Below are 22,965 nucleotides of genomic sequence, written 5' to 3'. Positions count from 1 at the left end.
CTTCGAATGACAGATATCATAGGCTTATCCACGTATTCCTGCAAGCGGCTTCGTTAGGCGTGTGCGAGTGAGCTATGGCGCACCAGAGCGTACGCACCAGGTGATTCGGGGCGCAACGATCCATCGCTATTCAAACTCCAATAACTCCACTGAATACGGTGCTTCCCCTGCGAAATACCCACACGGTAATTGCCCCGACGCCGTTCCCGTTTAGCGTTCGGCTCATTGTCTATCCAATAGACCTGACAGCTCACTTGCGAAGCGCCCATGGCCTGCGCGTAATCTGCCAAGTGCCTCTGCCACTCTGGAGATATGACATCTTGTTCACAAGGAATCCAGTGAGACCGTTGAATCCAAAACAAAAAGCCGCCGATGACAAGCCCTAGCAACGCTAGGCTCGACATCGACAAAAGCGCTAACCACATCACCGTTCTTTGCACTTTGTACCAAAACCAATAGGAACTCACGGCCATTCCTCCTGTCCCTATCATGAGTAATTCGACGGATGCATGACAAATCCCTGCTTTAGCGCAAATAGCCCTATGGTTTTTTGGCCACGGCCACAAGCCGGTACTTGATAAATTGTCCCTTCACCACAATGCCCGGCGCGAGGTCAGGGGATTCAAGACGTTGTAGCGCCGCATGGCCTGGTTGACTTTCGGGCAGCACAGGTGATAGCCATTGCTGTGGACTCATGACTTCCTCGGATACGCGCAGGTATATCAGGTCAAATCCCACGTCCGCTAGCAATTGGGCCCACTCATTGGCTGAGCGCGCCGCCCAATGCGAGGTATCTCGCAAACGTTCAATTTCATTAAGGTCGGCTACAGCGTGTGAAGGGGCCGTCATGTCCGAAATGCCCAGATGACCGCCCGCTCTTAGAACGCGAAGACACTCTTGAAGAAACTTCGGCAAATCACGAAAATGGTGCGCCGCTCGCCGGCACGTTACCGCATCAAAAGTCCCCTCGGGCCACGGCAAGTGATGCACATCACCCACGACCCACTCCACTGCTAGACCCTGCTGCTTAGCCACAGCCCGCCCCTCCTCTAACATAGCCGGGGTCAGGTCTAGCCCTGTCACTTTATAGCCCTGAGCTGCAGCGGCTAACGCCGTATGACCGGTTCCACACGCTGCGTCAAGTATTTGGGCGCCCGTAGCCATAGCCAGCTGGGTAAGCAGCTCCCGCAAGTCCGCACCACGGGCGTGGGCCGCACTTTGCTGGTAATCGTGGTGGTGTTGGCTAAAAAAATCTCGAATTTTTTGGTTGGACTCGTTCATTATGGTAAATTCCCCCCTGTATGGTGTTTGCTCTATAATACAGGCTGACGGGCATTCGACACATGAAGGATAGACACGATGACCGTGAAGGATGTGCATGCCACAATGGACGCGAGTTTCCCCGAGATGGATTTGTTCGACTTGCACCTTTTGGTTTTGCTCGCAGAAGGACATAGTCTTGCTGGCGCCAGCCGCCAATTGAACCTCTCTCCCTCGGCACTATCCCACCGTTTGTCACGCCTTTGTCAGAGAATGAATCTTCCCTCTTGGGGGACCGATCCCCAAAGCCTACGCAGCGTTCTCATTCCGGCATTGCCATGGCTGAAATCTAGTCTGAGTCATTGGAGTCAGGCCCACCGGCTGTTAACCATGCCGCAACCTTCATACCAAGCGGTCGGCATCGCCCGAATTTTTAGTGGCTGGGCCGAACAACTTCTACCAGATGCATACCAGTCGCATCGTCTCCTATGGCAAATTCAAACGGGAACTTCCAACGATATCATCCGCCGTGTGGAAAATGGTGAGCTTAAAGCCGGCCTGATTCGCACCACCCATGGTTTCGGGACGACAGTGACGTTAAAGACCCTTTATCAGGATCCATTGGTCCCCATCGCACGCCCCGATATCATCGAAACTCTTGGGTCTTCGCTCGAAAGTTGGCCATGGATTGGATTTTCTCCAACGCTTAGCCATGGGTATACCGTCCGCACGGTGTTGGCAACGCTCAACATCCATCCTCTTCATGAAATCATCGTGGATTCCTTGCAATCAGCTCAAGCCCTCATTCGCGCTGGACGAGGCGTTGCCGTCATGCCGCGCTCGTTAGTCTATGCGGATATGCTCCAAAACACTTTGGCCACTGTGGAAACACCTGGCGTGATATGGCCGGTACGCACCATGGCCCTGATATATGTGTCCAAGGCACCGCCGTGGCTCGATATATGGGCACGCCGCATTCTTCGCTATTTACAACAAACCTTGTAAGTCTAAAAGTCGTTAAGACATTTAGACGCATCTCCCGCATAATAATAGGGAGGGTTTCAAGGAAAAATTTCCCGCAGACATGCATTCTCAAGTTCTATGGGGGAACGATATGTGGAAACGGTGAGGGGGAGCGTATCATGGCAGATTTTATGCCAAGATTACAGCATTTAGGGACGGGATCGGACATCCATGGCTAAAATTTCGGTATTTGCTCAGTATCTGCCTATGCAGCCGCGTATATATGTGCGAACGGTTGACGTCTCACATGCCCATGCCCAGCTGATGTTTTTGCACGCCTCGGCGGTTCACTCAGATTATTATTTGCCCTTGGCTATCAACTTAGCCGAAGCAGGGATTCGTGTGTGGTTGCCCGACTTGCGAGGGCATGGACGGTCGCACGGAGCAAGGGGCCACGTTGTCCAGTTTCAAGACTATATAAACGATTTATCCGCCATTTGGTCAGCCTTTCTAGCAACCAACACGGCGTCGACGCCGTCTTTGCTTGGCGGTGAAAGCTTAGGCGCACTCATTGCTTTACTGACGTCCCAAGCCCAAGTCCGACCTGACGGTCTCTTTTTAGTGTCCCCTGCGCTACGGTTGCACTTCCAGTTTCATCCCGTAGCTTTTCGTCTGCTATGGAGCTTGCGTAAGGTCCTTGGGCGAGCCCGACCTTTAAAGCCGTTGCCCATGACGGGCGTCAGCAACAACTCCCAAGTCGTCGACCTGATTGAGGGCGATCCCTTAACCAATCGCTATTACACCCTAAGCTTTCTTTTAAACCTTTTGGACGCACAACATCGCCTGCTCCAGCCCCAGACTCTATCATGCCGCAGTCTGGCTCTTTTTAGCGCCGATGATCCGATTGTTGATGTGTCCCAGTCCGCAGCGCTCTTGGAAAAGGCCGGGCTTAATGACACGCAATTTTTGGACAAGGCCCTACATAGCTTAGTGGCTGATTCTCCCGAACGCGTTGTCCCTCTCTTTCTTCATTGGTACCAACAACACATCGAGCGCCTCCCCTCCTCGACATTCTTGCTTTAAAAGCACCCAATGCCAGCGGCAGCGAGAGACAAGCTCGTTGCCGCTGCAAGTTACCGGTGATGAGGCAACGCTATGGGCTTTTCCATGGGCCACTTCTGACCATACCCTAATACCGCGACCGTCATGTACGGCCAACGCTCATGGGCATACCGCGCCGCTTGGCCGACGTCCCCTAGGTTGCCTGCAAACGCATCGTAATGCATGGGAATGAGAATACTGGCCCCAATGCGGCCAGCCAAATCCACCGCTTCACACGCCCCAAGATTCCCAACAATATCCAGCGCATCACGAAAAAAGTCCCGGCCGTTAATGGGCAACATAGCAATATCGATGTGCGCATCCATGAGCCGATCCAACAAAGCCTGAGACAATATGGTATCCCCGCTATGATATAATGTGAGACCTTCCAAAGACAGAATGTATCCCAAGAACTGATCCTTTTCCCCAGATCCGTAGCCGTCTTGAGAGTGTACTGCATGTACCGCAGACACCGCTTGCACTGCCACGTCTGGAGTCAAATGCACAGGATGGGTCAGTGAAGGAACCACAAATTCCTCCGCCAAAAACCCAGCATCCGCTATGACCATGCGCACGCCTTGATGTTCCAATAAAAATCCCGATTGCCCGAGCCAACTGAGCCACGAACCCACTGTCCTTTGCTCCTCTCCTAGCCTTACGCGGTACGGATTGCGAACATGACGCCACCTGCAATCAGAGCAGCGCCTAGCCAAAAAGCTGCAGAGACCTGTTCACCCAATAATAGCCATCCCAAAAGGCTGCCTGCCACGGGTTGGAAGAAGAAATAAATCCCCCCGGTCGCCGCGTCGACACGTTTCAACCCTTCATTCCACAAAAAGAACGCTACCGCCGTCGAGATAACCCCTAAATACAATAAGCCTCCCCAAATTTTAAAAGGCTGAAGTTGACTCACACTCACATGGTGCAACTGAAGCCATGCCATTGGTGACAGCAGCAAAAACGCGATAGCAAGCGCATAGACCGTTACGACCAACAGTGACACGCTAGAAGGCACCTTCTTAATCAAAACCGACATTAACGCCCATGTCACAGCCGCCACAAAGAGGACAACGCCTCCCGTAACGCTGTGCGGCCCTCTTGCACTCCAGCCTACAATGAGCCACACTCCTGCCATAGCCAATAGGACGGACCCTAGCCCTTGGCGGGTGATACGCTCCCGTAATAGCACATGGGCAAAGACCACCATAAAGGCTGGCGTTGCAGCGGTAATCACAGACCCCATTTGCGCGGTTGAAAGTGCAGTGCCAAGAAATTGCGCCCAAATGGATACGATATAGCCGATCACACCAATTGCCGCAACGAGCCCCCAATATTGCCGGGGAAGACGCCACGATTCGCGACGAAGGAACCCTAATGACACAAGGGCGATGACAGCCAACACATAGCGAATCCACATAAGTGACAAGGGAGGAATAACCTCCAAGACTACTTTGCTGACGACATACATGCCACCCCAAATGCTGGCGGCGATAGCCAAAAATACTCCACCCCAAAATCGTTGTGTTCGCAATTTATTAATCCCCCTGTCAACAAATGAGGCAGGGAGTGCCCTGCCTTAGTGCGCAGGGTACGCAGGAACATCACATTCATATAATGTTAACACCAAATCTCCTCCTTCCATTTAAACACCCCGTTATAAAAATCACATGCCGCGGAAAAATTCTTCATCATTATACAAGATTCCACGACCTTGTCGGCAACACCCCCTTCCCGCACGACGGTTTTTCTCCACAATTTATCCTGTGCTATACTAATTCTTAGGCACCATATCCGTTCGGGTTGTGACGTTTTTTTCCATCCATTCACGCGTGTGTTGGTATTAAGAACCAGATTCCACCGAGACTAGACACCCTGTGTGATGACATCAGAAAGGATGGTTCAAATGCGAAAAACTTTAGCGCTCGTCGGCACCATCATTAATGTCTTTGCTCCGGGCATTGGCTCGTTAGTCATGGGCAAATTCTCAAGTGGATTGATTCAACTGGGTCTACTAGCCGCGGCATGGTTGCTTAAAGCTATCACATTCGGACTTCTTGCCCCTCTCACGTGGCCTCTTATTGGCATCGTGTGGATCTGGGCGGTTGGCGGTGGCGCGATAACCTATTTTTCATTGCCGAACCATCATAAAGCGCTCAAGCCTTAAACATTTGCACGTCAGTTGCGAGGATGAGTAGCGTACAATAATTTGCAACACTCATATCATTATTTATTATTCAGCAAGTAAGGAGTTAACGAATGGCTGCAACACCGCAAACACGTATCGTCATACTCGGAGGAGGATTTGCCGGTCTGCGGCTGTTATATCGGTTGCATAATGCACTTCACCCGCACGCCGACATCGTTCTGGTTGACCCACGGGCAACAACCTTGCAAAAACCTGGGATGCCTGATGTCGCTATGGCAGGCAAGCCCGTCGCCCAGTTTCGTCACCCGTTGCAACCGATTGCGGATCGCGCTAACGCCCGGTTCATTCAAGCAGCCGCTCAATATATCGATCCCCACAAACAAACGGTTGCCTTGTCCAATGGTCAGGTCCTACATTACGATTACCTTTTTTTGACCATGGGAATTGTTAAGGACTACGAAGCCATCGAAGGCTTTCGCAACTTTGGGTATTCCATGTGTGATGATACCGAAGCACCGCGCCTACAAGAGGCCTTAAAAAAATTTAAAGGCGGCCCTATAGTACTGGGGACCGCTAAAACGCATTGGGGGCATACCGTCCAAATCCCCCATTTAGACGTGGCGTGCGAAGGTCCGATGGGAGAAGTCACGTTCATGCTCGACCACGACCTTAGACGGCTCGGCTTGCGCGATAAGAGCTCAATCACCTTGTTCACACCAGGCCAAGACTTTTTAGAAGATGTCGGCACGACCGTGCATCATATCTTACACGAACGCATGACGGTGAAAAATATTACGGTTTTGCGCAGACAAACCATTGTGGCCATCACTGCCGATCACGTCGTGTTTAGGGATGGTACAACATTACCGAGCGCGCTGACCATTGTCATTCCGCCCTATGCAGGACCTTCGGTCATTAAGTACTCTGGACTCGGCGATGAAAAAGGGTTTGTCCCGACAGACCATACAATGCGCCATTTAACCCACCGCAACATTTTTGCAGCGGGCGACGTTAATGCTCTAACCATTCCTAAACTAGGCCACCTGGCGATTATTCAGGCCGATATCGCCGCCGCCACAGTCGTCAAAGAATTGACCAATACGGGCGACGTTCCGCTCTATAAGCCCGAGGTCTTTTGCATCATGTATGAAGGCGGCAGTGAAGCTACCCTCATATTGTCGGACACCATGTACGGAGGCCAAACGGACATCGCGCTCCACGGAGTCAGTGCTCACCTGATGAAATGGAGCTTTGACAGCTATTATTTCTACTCTCATGGTCATTTGCCTCCCGACCTGGTGCAAGTCGGGTTAGAATCCGTGTTGGGGCATGTCAACATTAAGCGACCGCGTCTTTAGACGGCATCGGCATTCCATGCAAAGGTCTGAATTTCAGATTCTCGCATGCGCTGGAAGAGACCTCTTTGGCGCCCCAACGTCTCTGCCGGACCTTGTTCTACAACACGGCCTTGCGCTAGCACCACCACTTGATCCATCACATCCAAGTTGACGAGACGGTGCGTAATCCATAACACCGTCTTATTTTTCGCCCATTGCCGCAGTTCTTGAATCAGCCGACGTTCAGTCAACGCATCAAGACCTTCCGTGGCCTCATCAAACACCAGAATCGGGGCATTTTGCAAGATAACCCGGGCAATCGCCACGCGTTTGCGCTCACCGCCTGAGAAGTTGAACCCATGTTCACCGACGGGCGTCTCGAGTCCGTCCGGTAATTCATTGACCAAACTCTCCAACTGTGCAATGCGTAAAGCCTCTTGGAGCTGCGTCGGGGTCGCTGATGGATTCGCTAGCAATAGGTTCTCCCGCAATGTTGTATCAAAAAGATGCGGTTCTTGGTCCACGACCCCGATGAGATGGGGCATGGCATCCACCCGCAGATCCGAGAGTTCCACACCATTAATGAGAATATGCCCCTCCTCATAGGGCCACAGTTGCGACAAAACCCCTGACAGCGTACTCTTCCCGGCACCACTAGGGCCAACCACCGCTACATGTTGCATAGGCAACACATCAAAAGAGGTCTTATCTAAAACCCATGGCGTGGTGGAGTGATAACGAAACCGCACATCGTGAAGCTGGACAGCAGGCGCTTTACCGTCAAGACCTACTGCCTCCAACGTCTTCTGTCCCGCAAAAATGGGAGGCGTTTGATCAACGATTTCATTGATTCGCGTGCGTGCGGCGGAAATCTGACCCCGCATTTGAAAGGCTGGTGGCAAGGCGTTGACCGCTTCAAAGCTAGCCAATGTTAATAACACCACGACCGGTAAGAGTACAGGAGGCAATGCCCCCCGAGTGACCATGCCAATCCCTAGCACCAAGATCAACCACATGGCCCCATTGTTAAGAGCCTGCATAATCCCCGCGCTAAGGCCCGCTAACCAATGCAGCCGAATGCGTCGCAGCGCCCATGCGCGCACTAATGCCCCCAATTTCTCCAAGTGCCGCGCCTCTTGCCCCAACACCAAAAGGTCCGTGTTGCCATGAATCGTCTCGACCAATTCTGTGCTTAATTCCCCCCGGGCTTGCACCATGCGAGCGGTCAAGCCCCCAGCACTCCATTGGCTGAGCACAGGTACCACCACGCCGGCCAGAACCAAAAAGACCGCTAACACCAGGGCCAAAGCTACCCCGAAATAAGCCATTAATCCTAAAATCACAATCGTCGATAACAGAGCCACAATAGGGGGTGCATATAAACCTAAATAGAGATTTTGCAAGGTATCCACATCGCTTACCACGCGGCTTAACAGGTCGCCAGTGTGAAATGCCTGCAAGCGAGATGGAATCAGCGGCTCAAGTTTCCGGTAGACATACACGCGCAGTTCCTTCAATAATTGAAACGTTACATTATGCGATACATAACGATCTAAATAGCGAAATACGCCTCGAGAGGTACCAAAAAACCTCACCCCAACGATGGGCACCCAAAGAAGTAAAATCGTATACGGATGTTGGGCGGCACGGGCAATAAGATACGCAGAGGTGGACATTAGCCCCACATTGGCCAACACGGTCAATGTAGCCATTAATAGAGCCAAAACCACCCACCATCTATAAGGTTTCAGCAGCGCGGTGTACTGACGCATAATGCCCCTCCTCTGGCAGCGGCGCATAGGCCTGAATCAATTCACGATACAACCCAGGAACCCGCTCCAATTCTCGTGGAGCTCCCACCTGTTCTAATTGGCCATGATTCATCGCCCAAACCACATCCATACGGCGTGCCGTCGACAGTCTGTGCGCAACAACTACAGCAGTGCGTCCCGTCAATAGGGCCTCGAGATGACGCCACAACTCCGCTTCGGTTTCTGGATCCAAGTTCGCGGTCGGTTCATCCATAAAGATGACCGGAGCGTCTTTCAAATACGCGCGGGCCAAAGCCAGTCGTTGCTTTTGTCCCCCACTGAGTCCCGTTCCCCCTTCACCTAAAACTGTTTGCAATCCCTGCGGCAGTGCCGCAATATACTCCCAGGCACCTGCCCGTTCGGCCGCGCGGCGAATCTCGGCGTCCGTTGCGTCCCAGCGGGCCATGCGCAGATTGTCGTCAACCGTGCCAGCAAAGATATAAGGATTTTGGGTCAAATACATCACATGTTGACGCCACCAAGCTAGATCAAGGCTCGTAAACGGTGTGTCCCCCAGCGCAATCGTTCCACTCGTGGGCACCGCAAATCCCATTAACAACGCCAACAGCGTACTCTTTCCCGCACCACTCGGACCCACCACCGCCACACGCTCGCCAGGCTTCACCACCGCACTAACTCCTTGCAAGGCGGGCTCCGAACGCCCTGGATATTGAAACCCCACCCGATTGAGAACGATCGGTTGAGCATCAACAGCCGCTGGCCGCATCGTACCGCCCGCCTTGGCCAGCTCCGGAGCATCTAAAATTTCAAAAATCCTCTTGGCCGCCTCCATGCCATTTAACCCATCATGAAACCGGGTGCCCAACATCCGCCATGGCAAATAAAAGTCAGGCACGAGCACAAGTAAAAAGAACGCGGTCTCAAAGGGCATGCGTCCTGGAATGACACGCAACCCAATAGCTACGGCCACCATGGCCATACTTAACGACGCCAGCAGTTCCAACACCAGAGCGGACACAAAGGCAATACGCAAGCTGGCCATCGTGGCGCGCCGAAACTCATCACTAGCTCGCTCAATGCCACGTGCCTGGCCGGCACTTTGGCCTAACAATTTAAGCGTCGTGAGCCCTTGTAATACATCTAAAAAGTGCGCACTCAACCGACTCAAGGTTTCCCATTGTCGCTTGGTCGACGATTCCGCTTGGCGTCCGATTAAGATCATAAAGAACGGAATAAGCGGCACCGTAATTAATAGAATCAGTCCCGTAATCCAATCCCGCGAGAACGCCTCAACCAAAATGATTGTCGGCACCAATGCGGTAATTGCTATTTGGGGCACATAGCGGGCCAGATAGGGTTCAAGATCCTCGATCCCTTGAATCAATACCAACGCCCCGCACAATCAGACCCAGCAAAACCAATGTCAACGCAAGGTAAAATCCGCTAAACATGGTCGCATACCACTGCGGAAAGGCAGCAAACAACGCTCCCCCCGCAGCAACTAGCCACACTTCATTCGCCGCCCACACTGGCGCAATGGCGCTTAGTGAGGCCCGCTTTTGCAAGTCCGTTCGGTTAATAAAAGGATGCAAGATTCCCACGCCGTAGTCAAATCCATCCAGAATAAAATACCCGACAAACAGCACGGCGACTAACACAAACCACAAGTCCTGCAACCACATATTGTCACCTTCCCCTGAAGATAGTCGAATTATTCCTCCCTTAGGTAAAAGGTAGGCTTAGTGGGCGACTTTGCCGCCTTCACTTAAGAACAAATCGCTGTCCTTCGTGACATCCTGAGCGACTGCTGGATCGGGATCCAATCCTTGACGGATAGCCTTTTTCCACAGATGAACCGCCGCATAAGCCATCGCTCCATAAAAAATCGTAAAGGCCAACAAAGATAGCTCAATATCAAGCGCTGGCACAGAAGCCGTCGGTGATACGCCTTGTTCCGTCAATTGCAACCCGTAAACGACCCATGGCTGCCGGCCTACCTCAGTCATAATCCATCCGGCCGAGTTGGCTAGATAAGGTAGTGCAATCGACCACGTTAACACTTTTAAGAACCACTTTTTCTGGATAAAGCGGTCTTTCTTAAAGAGATAGAGCGCATAGTAGGCAAGCGCCAACATGGCCGTTCCCGCAAAGATCATGGTCCGAAACGAGTAGAACGTCACCGCCACGGGAGGAATATAATTGCCTGGCCCGTATTGGTGGACCATTTGCTTTTGCACTTGGTTAATGCCTTCCACCGAACCAGACAAGCGCTTGTAGGCCAATAGCGTCAGCATTTCGGGAATCTGCACCTGAAAAGTGTCACGGTGAGCTTTAGCATCGATAAGCGCCACAACGCTCCACGGCGCATGCTGCGAACTCGTATTCCATAATGCTTCCGCCGCAGCCAATTTCATCGGTTGCGCCTTCACCAAGTGCGCGGCTTGCGAGTCTCCTACCACTATCACCAACACACTGGCCACAGCCGCTACGATGGTGGAAAGCTTAAAGGACCGTACAAATGCATCGACATTTTTCTTGCGCAGAATCTGATAGGCACTAATGGCCAACATGAAAAACGAACCGGAAAGAATGGCGGCCAATTCGGTATGCGGGAATTCCACCCACAATTGCGGATTGGTTAAAATAGCGCCGAAACTCGTCATCACCGCGTTGCCATTGCGAATGACATAGCCGACGGGTTCTTGCATCCATGAATTGGCGGTTAAAATCCAAAAAGCCGACAACGTGGTCCCAATCGCCACTAACCAAATCGTCAATGCGTGGACTTTAGGCGATAGACGATCCCAGCCAAACGCCCAGGCACCAATAAACGATGATTCCAAAAAGAAAGCAGCCAAAGCTTCCACCGCGAGGGGCGCCCCCCTATCCGGGCTAGCGTGGGTTGGACCTATGTCGGTGCAAGGTCCATTCTCTCTAGTAATTGTGAACCGTTTCACATTGCCTAGTATGACACTTCATCGATCAACAGGATATTATCCATGCGGGACAATTACCGACAAGGCCCCGTGTCGCACCGTAAAAGTACACGGGGTATGCTCCCAGACTTCACCGTCGATATCAATGGCCATCACCGGCTCAGCGCTAACTCGCACCTCGCGCACCTGCTCATAATGAGCTTGCCGATCACTAATATGTCGCCCCACCAGCAACACCATGCCCACTTTTAGCAACGACCACCAGTCCTGTCCGCCTAAACTAAAGGCATGCAATTTACCATCTTGGTGTGACGCATCGCGCAACGCAAACACTGGCCCCGCTAAATTGCGCCCATTGGCAATGATAAGTTGGCGGGTCCGAAAGGAAACGACGCGGCTGCGAAATTCCAAACGCACTTGAAAAATCGGTGTCATGGCAATAGCACGCCGCACACCTTTGGGCCACGCCATCCACCCCAGCTTTTTTTTGGATTCTGCCGTTAACAGTTGTGTGAGCCGTTCGCTGACCCCCAAAGTCGCCGTATTAAGAAAATAGCGATGTCCATTGGCGGTTTGTGCCACCCCTAAGTCTATCGGCATAACATATCCCGTAGCCATGACACGAGCGAGGCTGCTGAGCGCGCTAGGCAAATTCAAACCTGCGGCGAAGGTATTCCCCGTACCAAGCGGCAAAATCCCCATCACGACGGGCGTTTCCGCTAGCATGTTGGCTGCTAAAGACAGGGTCCCGTCTCCGCCCCCAATAATGATTCGCCGCACACCACAAGAGCGTTGCGCGGTGATTTGCGCGCAGAAGTCCGCTTCAGTATTGGGCATGGCGGCGTATACCAAATTCAACGCCTGCGCTAAAGCGCGCCGAACTTCTTCAAAGCGATCGTGTCCCACACGGGCGTGGGGATTAACGAGCAGCGCCGTAGGTTCTTCCGGCTGCAGCTGCCTGAGCGTTTTAACTTGACCACACCACCTGTCTCCAGTTACCCTTTACTCTATAGTAACCGAAATGTCATAAGCTGCGCCGATTCTGTTGCCGCATCCGTTAGTGTCTTCTTGTTGATAAGGAGGTCGATCATGCCCGAAGCCCTGGCTGATCTTGTAGTTCTCGACTTGACAAGAATTCTCACTGGCCCTTTTTGTACGATGATGCTAGCGGATTTTGGCGCAACTGTCTACAAAATCGAACCTCCCGGTGGAGACGATACCCGCCAGTGGGGCCCACCCTTTATCCATGGTGAAAGCGCCTATTTTTTGTCAGTGAATCGCAATAAAAAAAGTATCGTGGTTGACCTCAAGTCACTCGAAGGCCAACGGATGTTTCGCCAAATGGCAGCTCAAGCCGATGTTGTCGTCGAAAACTATCGCCCTGGCACGCTTAGTCAGTGGGGGCTCGACTATCCCTCTTTGTCCGCAATAAACCCGCGGCTCATTATGGCATCAATTTCTGGCTTTGGAGCCACCGGCCCTGGGCGTCAAAGGCCCGGCTACGATCTGATTGCCCAAGCCATGTCAGGATTTATGGCCACGACGGGATCATCCGAACAACCGCCCATCAAGGCAGGGTTTTCAATCGCCGATATCGGGGCTGGCATGTGGGCCGCGTACGGGATTATGGTGGCCCTGCATGCGCGCTCCTATACCGGCCGCGGCCAATGGATAGATACGTCACTGTACGAATCGATGATTGCTTGGCAAACCTATCAAGCCAGTAATTTTTTTGCCACCGGCGAAGAACCCGAACCATTAGGTTCAGCCCATCCCAATATTGCCCCTTATCAAGCATTGCACGCACAAGACGGATTTCTTGTGGTCGCCTGTGGCAATGACCATTTGTGGCAACGCCTCGTGAAAGCCTGTGACATCCCATTCGGAAATGACCCCCGTTTTCGCACCAACCCAGAGCGTGTTGTGCACAGGGAGCTACTTATCAAGCGTTTAGAAGAAATTTTTGAACGACATCCCGTCCGTCATTGGCTCGCCATCCTGGAGGAAGCCGGCGTCCCGGCCGGGCCCATTCAACATTTCGCGGATGTCTTTAATGACCCCCAAGTACAATTGCGCGAAATGGTCCAGACCATATCTCACCCCATCGCCGGTCCTATTAAAATGACCGGCATTCCGCTGAAACTTTCCGAAACCCCAGGACGCATCACCCTTCCCCCACCACGTCTAGATGAACACCGGGAAGAAATTCTCCGACGCTTTGGGTTATACGAGAAATAAATGAGAAATGTTATCACCAAGTATTAATACTCGCCCCTAAAGTATATAATTATCAGAAAACGACGGGCCGTGACTCTCTAACGCAAACCTAACATATACTTTGTAAATCTTATTAAAACCTAACAAGAATAGTTGCCTTATTATTTTTTGTGTCATATATTTAGATCGTGATTCAACGTATTGTACACTCATGGAGGTGTGCCCTGTGACTCTTAATATGACGGACTCCTTTTGCGTAGTGCCGGTCATCCACATTTCGTCGGGACGAGTCATTCGCTGGCAAGGCGACCATCCTGTACGTTACACCGGTGCCAATGCCAATCCCTTATCGATGGCCCTACAGTGGGCTGCTCGGGGTGCGCGCCACCTCCATGTTGTGGACCTTGATGCCTCTCATGGACGTATGAGCGTCGTACCGGCCTTGTTAATGGCGATGTCGAAACGTCCTATCGCCATCTCCGTGGGCGGCGGCATCTACAACGTGGAGACCGCTCAACAACGCATGGCTTATGGTGCCACGCATCTTGTCGCCGGATCCCTCCTGGCACAAGATCACATGACCCGCCGAGTGGCACGAGTCGTGGGGTCTCAACGGTTGTGGGGGAGCTTTCTCGTAGCCAATGGGGCCCTTGTAGCTCCCGATGCGGCGCAGCGCCTCGATAACGCCCGTCGCCATGGGATAACCACCATCATATTGACCGCACGACACCCGGAAAACATGGCGCACCCCAACAATCTGCGACTCATTGAAGCCGTGCGTCGCCAAGGCTTTTCGGTCTGGACCTCAGGGCAAATTGACGATGTGCAAGACATTATTCCCATGTATCAAGCCGGAGCCCAAGGCGTGCTGATTGGCCGCGCTTTGCACGAAGGCCTGCTATCCGTTGATGGCATTCGCAGTGCCATGGAGCAGCTCGGTGCCCACATCATCGCTTAACGCTTTCTCCCACGCGCACTCGTCGCCAGGGTGCGCTCTTACCTCCCGCCTCGTGGGTCATCCCACTGCCTACCTTGTCTTTGTCCCATTTAAAAATCATTGCAATCTAGGTGCCATACCCACGGGTTTTGGGTTACCATAGAAGATGGTTTGTAATAGCAAGATCCTTTAGCGTATTTGAGAGGATTTGGGCACTACTAATTTCGGCAGATGTCACGGTATCGCCGGAGAATCAGCCCAACAGAGAGAAGGAATGGTTTATGTCACAATCCTTGCATACTAACAAATCGTCTCAGCCTGTCGGCCTGGATACCGCTGTAACCGTTACCGACTCTCCAGAGATGAATATCACTGCCGCTCACTCCGTCGACCGCCAGAAAATTGAAGCGGCGGTACGGATGATTTTAGAAGCGGTAGGGGAAGACCCTACACGAGAGGGGCTCCTTGAAACCCCGGCTCGTGTTGCGCGCATGTATGAAGAAATTTTCTCGGGACTGCACCGTGATCCCGCTGAAACTTTGTCTGCGCGCTTTCATGTTGACCATAACGAAGTCGTCTTGGTCAAAGATATTCCTTTCTATTCGGCCTGCGAGCATCATCTTCTGCCATTTTTTGGTGCCGCCCACGTCGCCTATCTGCCACGTCACGGCGTCGTAACCGGTCTATCAAAATTGGCCCGCTTAGTTGACCTCGTAGCAAAACGCCCTCAAATTCAAGAGCGTATGACCAACATTGTGGCCGACACCCTTGAACAAGAATTGGATGCAGAGGGCGTCATGGTCGTGATTGAAGCCGAACATTTATGCATGACTATGCGTGGGATAAAAAAACCTGGCAGCAAAACCGTCACCATTGCTTCCCGGGGAACCTACGAAGAATCTAGTCGGCAAATGGAGATTTTACGCTTGCTGAATTTGGGTTAGTCACAAGGCCAAGGGTGTTTATGGCCCTGGCCTTGTGATTTTCTTTATGTTCCGCCGCTTGTGCCCTATGCTATTATTAAATAATTATACAGTCGCCTGTCGAGAGGATGTGTCTTAGAATGTCTAGCGTCAACTCGCCGGGGTCCCATGCCTGGCAAGAAACCGTTCAACTTTTATGGGATATTCTTCACCGTGTCGTATCTGAGGAAGAGCAGAGCGCCGTCGTAGAAAAAGGACAGCAAGCCTATATGGTCGCCGAACGTCTGCGGCAAGAGCAAGTGCCCTACCATTTGCGTGGAAACATGTATGCTTCTGCATCATCTACGCTTCACGAAGTCGATCGCATCATTCGCATGCTAACTGAACAAATTCGTCTGCAAAACTTGACGGAGGACCTGCATCGTATCCACTTAGTGGAAAACCGCCGCCGTTCTCCCCATCCCCCTTTGCGCGGATCTCTCGAGGAACTCCGGCAACAAGTTGAGCAATTCGGCCCCGGCGACGAACCCACAACGCCAGCACAAGGTCGGATCGTCTTAACATCGCATCCCACAGAAAGTACGCGCCGGACGATTTTACAGCACCTAGCGAAAATTGCCACGTTATTAGAACACGTTGATGGACCATCTCTGCCTGCTGGCACACTACATAATCTCACCGAGCTTATTCGAGTGCTGTGGCGAACGCCCAATCAGCGTACGGCGCGTCCTACGGTCATGGACGAAGTGGAATTAGGCCTCTACTACATCCGCAAATCCCTTTTTCATGCGCTGCCGGCAGTGCTTGATGATTTACAGCGTACGCTTCCTACCCCCGCTCCGGTTCAATGGGCTATTGATTCTTGGATTGGCGGGGACCGAGATGGCCATCCTTTTGTTGATGTGGCCATCACCCAAAAGACCCTCCAACGCCATCAAGAGGTCGCGGTCGAGCTCTATCTACAAGCATTGGATGAGCTTGAGCGCACATTAAGTGCCGAGCCTCTCTACATTCATCAAGTCGATCTCTTGAATCGGTGGATTGCAGCTCATGCCCGAATTTTCCAAGAACAAGCTGCCGATTTGCAGCATCGATATCCCCAAGAACCTCTTCGGCAAATGGTGGGTCTCATTGCCGCAAAGCTCCAAGTGACTCTCACGCACCGTTTAGGGGGATATGCTAACGCCTCCAATTTTTTGCAAGATGTTCGGCAGCTAGCGGGGCATTGGGATCCTAATCCCGACAAATGGCCGGTGGAATTGCGTTTGCTGATGCGCCAAATCGAAATCTTTGGGCTGCATTTAGCGAATCTTGACATCCGCCAACATAGCCGCATTCATACGCAAGCCATGGTGGAAATCTTGGGACCTGACTACGAAAAATGGGATGATGAACAGCGCATTCAAGCCATTCACGACGCTTGGAAAACACCTCCCCCCTTTATTCCGCAAAGTCCTTTAACGCAAGATTTGAAGGATGTCTTAGAACTCTTAGCGCGTTATCAACACTTGTCAGGTCCTGAAGGTGTCACCCATTATCTCGTCAGCATGGCGCACCACCCCAGTGATCTGCTAGCCGTACTGTTCTTAATGCACGTGGTCGATCCCCGGCTTTCATTAGACGTTATTCCGGTTGTCGAGACCTTGGACGATTTGCAACATGCTCGTCATCTCGTCGAACGCATCAATCGCGACAGCTTATGGCAACACCACTTGGTTGCCCGTCAACACTATCAAGAAGTCATGCTGGGCTATTCCGACAGCACTAAGGATGCTGGCAGTTTAAGCGCCTCGTGGGCGATTTTTCGCGCCCAGTTGGATTTGACCCAATGGTCAAAAGAAAACGGCCATCACATTGGCTACTTTCATGGCCGTGGTGGAGCCTTAGGCCGCGGCGGCGGGCCGACGTCATACGCCATTTCCGGACAACCAAGCGGCAGCGTGCGCAGTGTGCTCCGCATTACCCAACAAGGCGAAGTGCTCTCTCAAAAATTTTTACTGCCCGAGATGGCATACCGGAGTCTTGAACTGATGATTGTTTCGCATGCGAAGGCCGTTCTATTCCCCTCCAGCGACCCCAACTCCAGTACCCGGGAGCATATGGATGAGATAGCCAAGCGCGCCCATCGCCATTATCGTGCTCTCATCGATGATCCTGCGTTCTGGGAGTACTTTTTGTCCGTATCGCCCATTCGTGAAATGAGCGCACTTAATTGGGGTTCGCGTCCGTCATGGCGCGAGCAGTTCCGCTGGGAAGATTTGCGGGCTATCCCCTGGGTATTTTCTTGGACCCAAAACCGCATGCTCCTACCCGGATGGTATGGTGCTGGTCACGCCCTAAGTAGTTTTTTGGAAGAAGGTTACACGCGCCTTCTGCAAGAATGGTATGCCACGTGGCCTTTTTGGACAACCACGATTCACAATCTTGAACTGGCCCTTGTAAAGTCGGACTTGCATGTCGCTATAGCCTATCACGATCTCGTGCCGCGCCCGCTGAGCGCAATGTTTTGGCCAAAAATTCAAGAGGACTATAACCGCTTGCATGATGCCTTGCTCACTATTACCGGCCACGACGAACTGTTGGAAGATCAGCCCCGTTTGCAAGAGGTCATTCAATGGCGAAATCCGCACGTCGACCCCTTGAACTACTTACAGATTGAACTGTTAGCACAATTTCGCCAAACCGGGGACGAGGCTCTTTTGCCGCTTATTGCGAAAACCATGGAGGGCATTGCCTTAGGTATGCGCAATACCGGATAATCCCAACGCAGGGAAGGTCCTCGACCGGGCCTTCCCTCTGTCCTTGTCCGTTAATGCCCCGCATCATTAAGATGATCGATGCCATAACGCAAAATGCCGCGGTACAGATCAAAGCGCTCCCCGTCCAGCCCCGCCATGGCAAGATGCCACAAGAGCCGAAAAGCCGCACTGCGGTCTTCATCCCGCCACAATGTCAACGCATAGACAGCGTCCAGAATTTCGTTCGGCGCTCCTTGGGACCTGGCCTTTTCCAGCACTTGTCGAGATTCATGAATACGGCCTAATAGCCGTAAGTCATTACCCAACACAATAGCCAGATGCTGCATGAGCACCGCGGGTGGGTCATGGCGCAGGGCTTGCTCATAAAATTGGACCGCTTCCTCTATCAGGCCTAGCTCGTCTAACACTCCTCCCATTTCTGCTTCCAAATACGACCTCCTGAGTTCCTGGAACCCCGCCGCCGCAGTGAACAGGCGCTCGTGGCCGTCGCGTATGTACACGGGTGCAGTCGTTAGGGATGACCGGCAGCAGGTGTCGCAGTTATGCCAGGGCCTCGACGAGCGTGTCACCCGATTTAAGCAGCGGCCCTTGGAGGGTACGTATCCGTACGTCTGGCTGGATGCCAAATATCTCGACGACGATCGCATGGTGAGTATAGCCTTCGTGGTGACGACGGGCGACCAGGAGTCTATCTGGACACCGGAGCATTTCACGACTGGATCGCCATGGGTCCGAGACGATATTCATCAGAGCCAACAAGCATGGCGTTGCCCGTTCTGTCATCATCAGATCCTGCATCTCGATCACGCTACGGATTCACCTGGTCTCCCGCCCAAGCGTATTAGGCTCTAATTCGTAAAAATTCGGTGTTTATACAACACGAGACTCCCCACGGCTCCAATTTTCTCCGGATCGACCCACCATCGCTAAAAACAATGCCCGCCGCAGAAGGATGGCCCAGGAAGCCCCGGGCGGTACTTCCAATTCGCCTTCGCCCTGCAAACTTCCCGTATATCTTGACCTCAATTGGACCGATATTCCTGAACCCGATGCCGTTCCTCACACCGTGGACGAACTCCAGGCGGATCTTTCTTCTTCAACCGACTTATCCCTACCAGTTGCCCACTTGCTTTACGTGTCGCCATGTCTTGACCGTTCCCGGACCATCTTTTGACGGGCGGAAATATTGTTGCCAACATCCTTTGACCCATCTCCAACCCTTCATCGAACAAGACATGATAGGCTACGCATCGATCAACATCAGCAGCCACTCACTGGGCCAACCAACCGCCAACCAGTTGCAAAATCTCTTACTGGGTGACGCCCTGCAACCCTTTCCTGCTATTAACAATAATGAGTTCGAAGGCTATATTGCTTCCCTAAATTACTTTCATAGCCCCATTTGCTCCCAATATCGCGAAAATCCCGATACCTTAGACTTTGATCTCATGAAAGTTCCGGTCACTTTGTCTGCTACGTTTGACGTGGTCAATGTCGCCCAACATCAGCAACGCAAGCGCATGGAAGAAGCCCAGATCCTGCTTGTGCAAACCATTGTGCGCCAGGCTCTCGTCCTTACGCCCGCAAACTCTTTCTATTGCTCACACGGTGGGTAACGCCGTGGGATGCTCCTCGTATTCCTTAATTATTCCCAGAAGGGATTATGATGGTTTTCGTCGCGCCAACAAATCAGCTCTGGCGCAGTCACCAGGATCTCGGCTCCCAAAACCTGTCGTCCGTCTCCCCCCACGACCGGGATTGATCGTCTCGGAGGCCCACCGGAACATCGCCTCATGCTGTACGTTCGGGTATACTAGACATGACACTGTGGGGAAGGACGGTCACAACACACAATGAGCACACCGTTCGTCGCGGTCAACCCATCGGACTGGCCTCGCCTTCAACAGTCCGCCGCCTTTTGGGATGTCAACCCCACCACACTCGATCCCCAGCGCCATGCTGCGTGGATTATCGCCCGGATTCTTCAATTCGGAGCATGGGACGAATGGATTGCACTCTTTCGCCTCTATCCCTCGGCTACGATTCAACACGCGCTCGCTCAGCGTGGCCTTCCCGATCATATTCGCCGCTTTTGGGAACCCTATTTTCAAGAGGAGACACCCTCCATGTATCCCCAAACATTACACCCTACTACCGCAAAACTGTTAGAACGCGTGGGTGCGGAATTATGTCCTCCCGACTATCTCTTATGCGGGGGTACAGCACTCGCTTTGATGTTAGGACATCGGCAGTCTGAAGTTCTGGATTTTATGACCATGCAGGCGCACAATTCAGACTCTATTGTCCAACATATCTATGCCCTCGATCCCAACGCGGAAATTCTCGATCGCAGTCATTATAGCATTCATGCGCGCATTCAAGGCGTTAACGTATCCTATTTATGGCAACAAGGCATACAGCTCGATTCAGGACCGACGTTTCAAGACATCTCTCTCGCATCCCTTCGTACCTTAGTCGTTCTAAAATGTAACGCGATAGCGAACCGCGGTGCTCGAAAAGATTTCATTGATTTGTACGCGCTATTCCAAACAGGATGGTCTCTCTCGAACGTTCTTGAGGCCGTTGCCACACAAGCCCCCCACCTTAACCGCGCTCATCTCTTGCGCAGTCTGACCTATTTTGACGATGCCGAAATTCAACCGGAGCCTCTCTTATTAACACCGTGGACGTGGCCAGAGATTCGCCGCACGATCGAACATCATGTCTATACGTATTTACGCCACACACTGCCGCCGCCCGATATGCCCACACCTCGACTTTAACAGAAGGAGGAGGTAAGATCTCGTAATCTCCGGCTGATGGGCGGAGGCGGTCATCGAGCCGGCGTGGCGGCACTCGGAGTCAGCCCGCCTTTGCTTCTGTCCGGCGCGCCCGTTGTCCCTCTTATCTTGTCCTTCAAGGAGGCGGGTTTTCATGTCTACGCGCGGATTTGTCAGCATTGGCACCCCGGATCGGTTCCGTGCCCCCCTACAATCATTTCGATTCCTATCCGCCCCCCCCGATCGGCGGCGCGTTCACGCCCTGGATCGCGAGATTCAGCAGGCTCAACACCCCCCTCGAACAAGCGACGCAGCGGATGATCCATCAGGAATTTGCTTGTGAGGCGGAGCGCCCTGGATCCCGAGATGGCCACCACGCCGCCTCCATGGCATCCTGGCAGCGGAATGGTCCCGTCCGAAATGCCCTAAGACCCCGCCGGGCCGACCGGCCAATCGTGACGTGACAGGCCACCACACCGTGACCATTCCGATATTTTCCACCCGACCCTTCGGAAGCGTAATACGTGGTAGATTTCTATATCCAAGACGAGAATGGGATATGATAAGAAGAATAAGGAAGTAACTTTCCGTCAAATCCCTGATCAATCGAAACGGGAAAAAGGAGGCACAACGGTGGCAAATTCTCTAGGCGTCATCTTTCACGTTAATGAGGCTGATCCCAATAAACAACGCAGTGCTTTACGCAATATCGAAAATTTACTTGCGGAAATGCCGTCGACACCCGTCGAGCTTGTCATTCAAGGCGCAGCCATTGACCTTGTCGTTGCCGAAACTTCGCCATGGCCCCAAGAACTAGAGGCCTTGCAACAGCAAGGGGTTACGGTGGCGGTATGCGGCAACACCATGAAAGCCAACCACCTTAAAGAGACAGACCTCCTGCCGGGCATGACCATTGTCCCGTCAGCCGTTGGAGAATTGGTGCGAAAACAGCGGGAGGGTCTTTCTTATGTCAAACCTTGAGGGACATGCCGATATGGTCCGCTTGGACTTGCCACTCTACGACATCGTGCACGATTGTGTAGGCAATCCCGGTAACGCCGACTTCATCGCTTTCTTCAATGGCAATCAGTTTATGGTCTTAGCCGACCTTTTCGCCGCATTCCGTCTGGATTCCGATAAATCGCAGACCCTGTACTACGAGACATTACCTCCAGGCATTTTAGCAAAGCAAATTACGGCCCATGGCCGTCTTGATATTGGATCTTTACAACTGCATGTCAACCCCGATGTCTTTGCAGCAGGGCATCACGAAATGCAGCAACTGGCCTCCCACCTTCTTTCCCCCGTGCCCTACGCGCAAAATCATTTGGCATTGGTAATGCCCAAAGGCGCCTCGAGTACGGCCACGCTAAGCGACCTTGGTCGCCTTGGTGTGCGTGTCCTCATGCCCAACCCCATGACTGAAGGGATTGCTCGTTTAGCCCGGCGCGCACTCGAAATGGACGGCGGCCCGCAATTGGCGAAGACGGTGTTCGAGGAAAAAGTCCGAAGACAAGAGACGGTATTCACTACAGTACATCACCGTGAAACGATTCCGGCCATTGCCCAAGGCCAATTTGATGTCGGGGTCGTATGGGTTAGTGAAGCAATGTATGCCGCATCGCAAGGCTCCCCCATTGTCTGGACGCCTTTTCCAAGCCATGCGAATCCTGTGGGCCGCTACTATATCGCTGCACTGAAACAGGCCCCTCACCCAGACACGGCCCAGCATTTTTTGCGCTTTATCGCCAGCCAAGTGGCCCAAGGTATCTACCATCGATACGGGTTTGAAGCGCCAAACCAAGACACGCCATTTGACGGTTTTTAACCAGCC

21 protein-coding genes and 2 pseudogenes are annotated in these 22,965 nt (G+C 52.5%); 13 read left to right on the top strand and 10 right to left on the bottom strand.

All coding sequences use genetic code 11. From position 1 onward, the window contains the following. Nucleotides 1-53: 53 nt before the first annotated feature. On the bottom strand, nt 54-467 hold the full coding sequence (locus ORD20_RS12065; protein WP_103374439.1) for a hypothetical protein: 414 nt from the start codon (nt 465-467) through the stop codon (nt 54-56). Nucleotides 468-540: 73 nt separating this feature from the next. Beyond that, nucleotides 541-1,281: a class I SAM-dependent methyltransferase gene (locus ORD20_RS12060; RefSeq protein ID WP_158246152.1), complete on the bottom strand. Its 741-nt coding sequence runs from the start codon at nt 1,279-1,281 to the stop codon at nt 541-543. Between the two features lie 78 nt (nt 1,282-1,359). Between ORD20_RS12060 and ORD20_RS12055 the strand changes: the two genes are divergently transcribed. Both ORD20_RS12055 and ORD20_RS12050 read left to right on the top strand, forming a co-directional pair. Continuing rightward, nucleotides 1,360-2,265: a LysR family transcriptional regulator gene (locus tag ORD20_RS12055; protein WP_103374440.1), complete on the top strand. Its 906-nt coding sequence runs from the start codon at nt 1,360-1,362 to the stop codon at nt 2,263-2,265. 189 nt (nt 2,266-2,454) lie between these two features. Further along, entirely contained in the window at nt 2,455-3,306 is an 852-nt protein-coding gene (locus ORD20_RS12050; RefSeq protein ID WP_103374441.1) for an alpha/beta fold hydrolase, read from the top strand. A 50-nt stretch (nt 3,307-3,356) separates the two neighbouring features. Here ORD20_RS12050 and ORD20_RS12045 read toward each other — a convergent pair whose 3' ends face one another. Together ORD20_RS12045 and ORD20_RS12040 are read right to left on the bottom strand one after the other, a co-directional pair. Continuing rightward, nucleotides 3,357-3,956 carry an MBL fold metallo-hydrolase gene (locus ORD20_RS12045; RefSeq protein WP_430626211.1) on the bottom strand — a complete coding sequence of 200 codons (600 nt, stop codon included), beginning with the start codon at nt 3,954-3,956 and terminating at the stop codon, nt 3,357-3,359. Nucleotides 3,957-3,979: 23 nt separating this feature from the next. Then, complete coding sequence (locus tag ORD20_RS12040; RefSeq protein ID WP_242968276.1) at nt 3,980-4,855, bottom strand: DMT family transporter; 876 nt, start codon at nt 4,853-4,855, stop codon at nt 3,980-3,982. Nucleotides 4,856-5,227: 372 nt separating this feature from the next. On the opposite strand from ORD20_RS12040, the gene ORD20_RS12035 reads away from it, so the two are divergent. Continuing rightward, nucleotides 5,228-5,488 carry a hypothetical protein gene (locus ORD20_RS12035; RefSeq protein ID WP_103374443.1) on the top strand — a complete coding sequence of 87 codons (261 nt, stop codon included), beginning with the start codon at nt 5,228-5,230 and terminating at the stop codon, nt 5,486-5,488. 92 nt (nt 5,489-5,580) lie between these two features. Further along, complete coding sequence (locus tag ORD20_RS12030) at nt 5,581-6,828, top strand: NAD(P)/FAD-dependent oxidoreductase (RefSeq protein ID WP_103374444.1); 1,248 nt, start codon at nt 5,581-5,583, stop codon at nt 6,826-6,828. Here ORD20_RS12030 and cydC read toward each other — a convergent pair. The 5 genes and pseudogenes from cydC to ORD20_RS12005 form a co-directional block, all read right to left on the bottom strand. Next, on the bottom strand, nt 6,825-8,579 hold the full coding sequence (gene cydC, locus ORD20_RS12025) for a thiol reductant ABC exporter subunit CydC (RefSeq protein ID WP_158246154.1): 1,755 nt from the start codon (nt 8,577-8,579) through the stop codon (nt 6,825-6,827). The two genes, ORD20_RS12030 and cydC, sit on opposite strands and share 4 nt — an antisense overlap. Then, nucleotides 8,545-9,918: a thiol reductant ABC exporter subunit CydD gene (gene cydD, locus ORD20_RS12020; protein WP_430626719.1), complete on the bottom strand. Its 1,374-nt coding sequence runs from the start codon at nt 9,916-9,918 to the stop codon at nt 8,545-8,547. Before cydD ends, cydC begins: the two co-directional genes overlap by 35 nt. A gap of 34 nt (nt 9,919-9,952) precedes the next feature. Then, a pseudogene (cydB, locus tag ORD20_RS12015) lies at nt 9,953-10,261 on the bottom strand (cytochrome d ubiquinol oxidase subunit II); the annotation flags it as partial. Between the two features lie 57 nt (nt 10,262-10,318). Next, nucleotides 10,319-11,536, bottom strand: coding sequence for a cytochrome ubiquinol oxidase subunit I (locus ORD20_RS12010; RefSeq protein ID WP_430626210.1), 1,218 nt, complete (start codon nt 11,534-11,536; stop codon nt 10,319-10,321). A 36-nt stretch (nt 11,537-11,572) separates the two neighbouring features. Further along, entirely contained in the window at nt 11,573-12,445 is an 873-nt protein-coding gene (locus tag ORD20_RS12005; RefSeq protein WP_255398088.1) for a diacylglycerol/lipid kinase family protein, read from the bottom strand. 159 nt (nt 12,446-12,604) lie between these two features. On the opposite strand from ORD20_RS12005, the gene ORD20_RS12000 reads away from it, so the two are divergent. The 4 genes from ORD20_RS12000 (at nt 12,605) to ORD20_RS11985 (ending at nt 18,351) form a co-directional block, all read left to right on the top strand. After that, complete coding sequence (locus ORD20_RS12000) at nt 12,605-13,753, top strand: CaiB/BaiF CoA transferase family protein (RefSeq protein ID WP_103374450.1); 1,149 nt, start codon at nt 12,605-12,607, stop codon at nt 13,751-13,753. A 205-nt stretch (nt 13,754-13,958) separates the two neighbouring features. Next, the gene (locus ORD20_RS11995; protein WP_158246156.1) at nt 13,959-14,690 is read left to right on the top strand and encodes a HisA/HisF-related TIM barrel protein; all 732 of its coding nucleotides are present in this window, start codon (nt 13,959-13,961) and stop codon (nt 14,688-14,690) included. A gap of 341 nt (nt 14,691-15,031) precedes the next feature. Then, entirely contained in the window at nt 15,032-15,613 is a 582-nt protein-coding gene (gene folE / locus ORD20_RS11990; protein ID WP_242968290.1) for a GTP cyclohydrolase I FolE, read from the top strand. 119 nt (nt 15,614-15,732) lie between these two features. Then, nucleotides 15,733-18,351 (top strand): phosphoenolpyruvate carboxylase, encoded by a 2,619-nt coding sequence (locus tag ORD20_RS11985; RefSeq protein ID WP_103374453.1) that lies wholly within the window; start codon nt 15,733-15,735, stop codon nt 18,349-18,351. 50 nt (nt 18,352-18,401) lie between these two features. Here ORD20_RS11985 and ORD20_RS11980 read toward each other — a convergent pair whose 3' ends face one another. Then, complete coding sequence (locus ORD20_RS11980) at nt 18,402-18,779, bottom strand: tetratricopeptide repeat protein (protein ID WP_430626209.1); 378 nt, start codon at nt 18,777-18,779, stop codon at nt 18,402-18,404. Nucleotides 18,780-18,788: 9 nt separating this feature from the next. Between ORD20_RS11980 and ORD20_RS11975 the strand changes: the two are divergent. From ORD20_RS11975 to ORD20_RS11955, 5 genes and pseudogenes are all read left to right on the top strand, one after another. Further along, nucleotides 18,789-19,041, top strand: a pseudogene (locus ORD20_RS11975) (transposase); the annotation flags it as partial. A gap of 545 nt (nt 19,042-19,586) precedes the next feature. Then, on the top strand, nt 19,587-19,967 hold the full coding sequence (locus tag ORD20_RS11970; protein WP_146038975.1) for a hypothetical protein: 381 nt from the start codon (nt 19,587-19,589) through the stop codon (nt 19,965-19,967). 237 nt (nt 19,968-20,204) lie between these two features. Further along, nucleotides 20,205-21,134 carry a nucleotidyl transferase AbiEii/AbiGii toxin family protein gene (locus ORD20_RS11965; protein ID WP_103374457.1) on the top strand — a complete coding sequence of 310 codons (930 nt, stop codon included), beginning with the start codon at nt 20,205-20,207 and terminating at the stop codon, nt 21,132-21,134. 630 nt (nt 21,135-21,764) lie between these two features. Next, on the top strand, nt 21,765-22,112 hold the full coding sequence (locus tag ORD20_RS11960) for a DsrE family protein (RefSeq protein WP_103374459.1): 348 nt from the start codon (nt 21,765-21,767) through the stop codon (nt 22,110-22,112). Then, on the top strand, nt 22,099-22,959 hold the full coding sequence (locus tag ORD20_RS11955) for a molybdate ABC transporter substrate-binding protein (RefSeq protein WP_103374460.1): 861 nt from the start codon (nt 22,099-22,101) through the stop codon (nt 22,957-22,959). Before ORD20_RS11960 ends, ORD20_RS11955 begins: the two co-directional genes overlap by 14 nt. The last annotated feature ends 6 nt before the right edge of the window (nt 22,960-22,965 follow it).

The organism is Sulfobacillus thermotolerans (genome assembly GCF_039623705.1).
Taxonomy (GTDB): Bacteria; Bacillota; Sulfobacillia; order Sulfobacillales; family Sulfobacillaceae; genus Sulfobacillus; species Sulfobacillus thermotolerans.
This window is presented reverse-complemented; position numbering and strand designations above follow the sequence as displayed.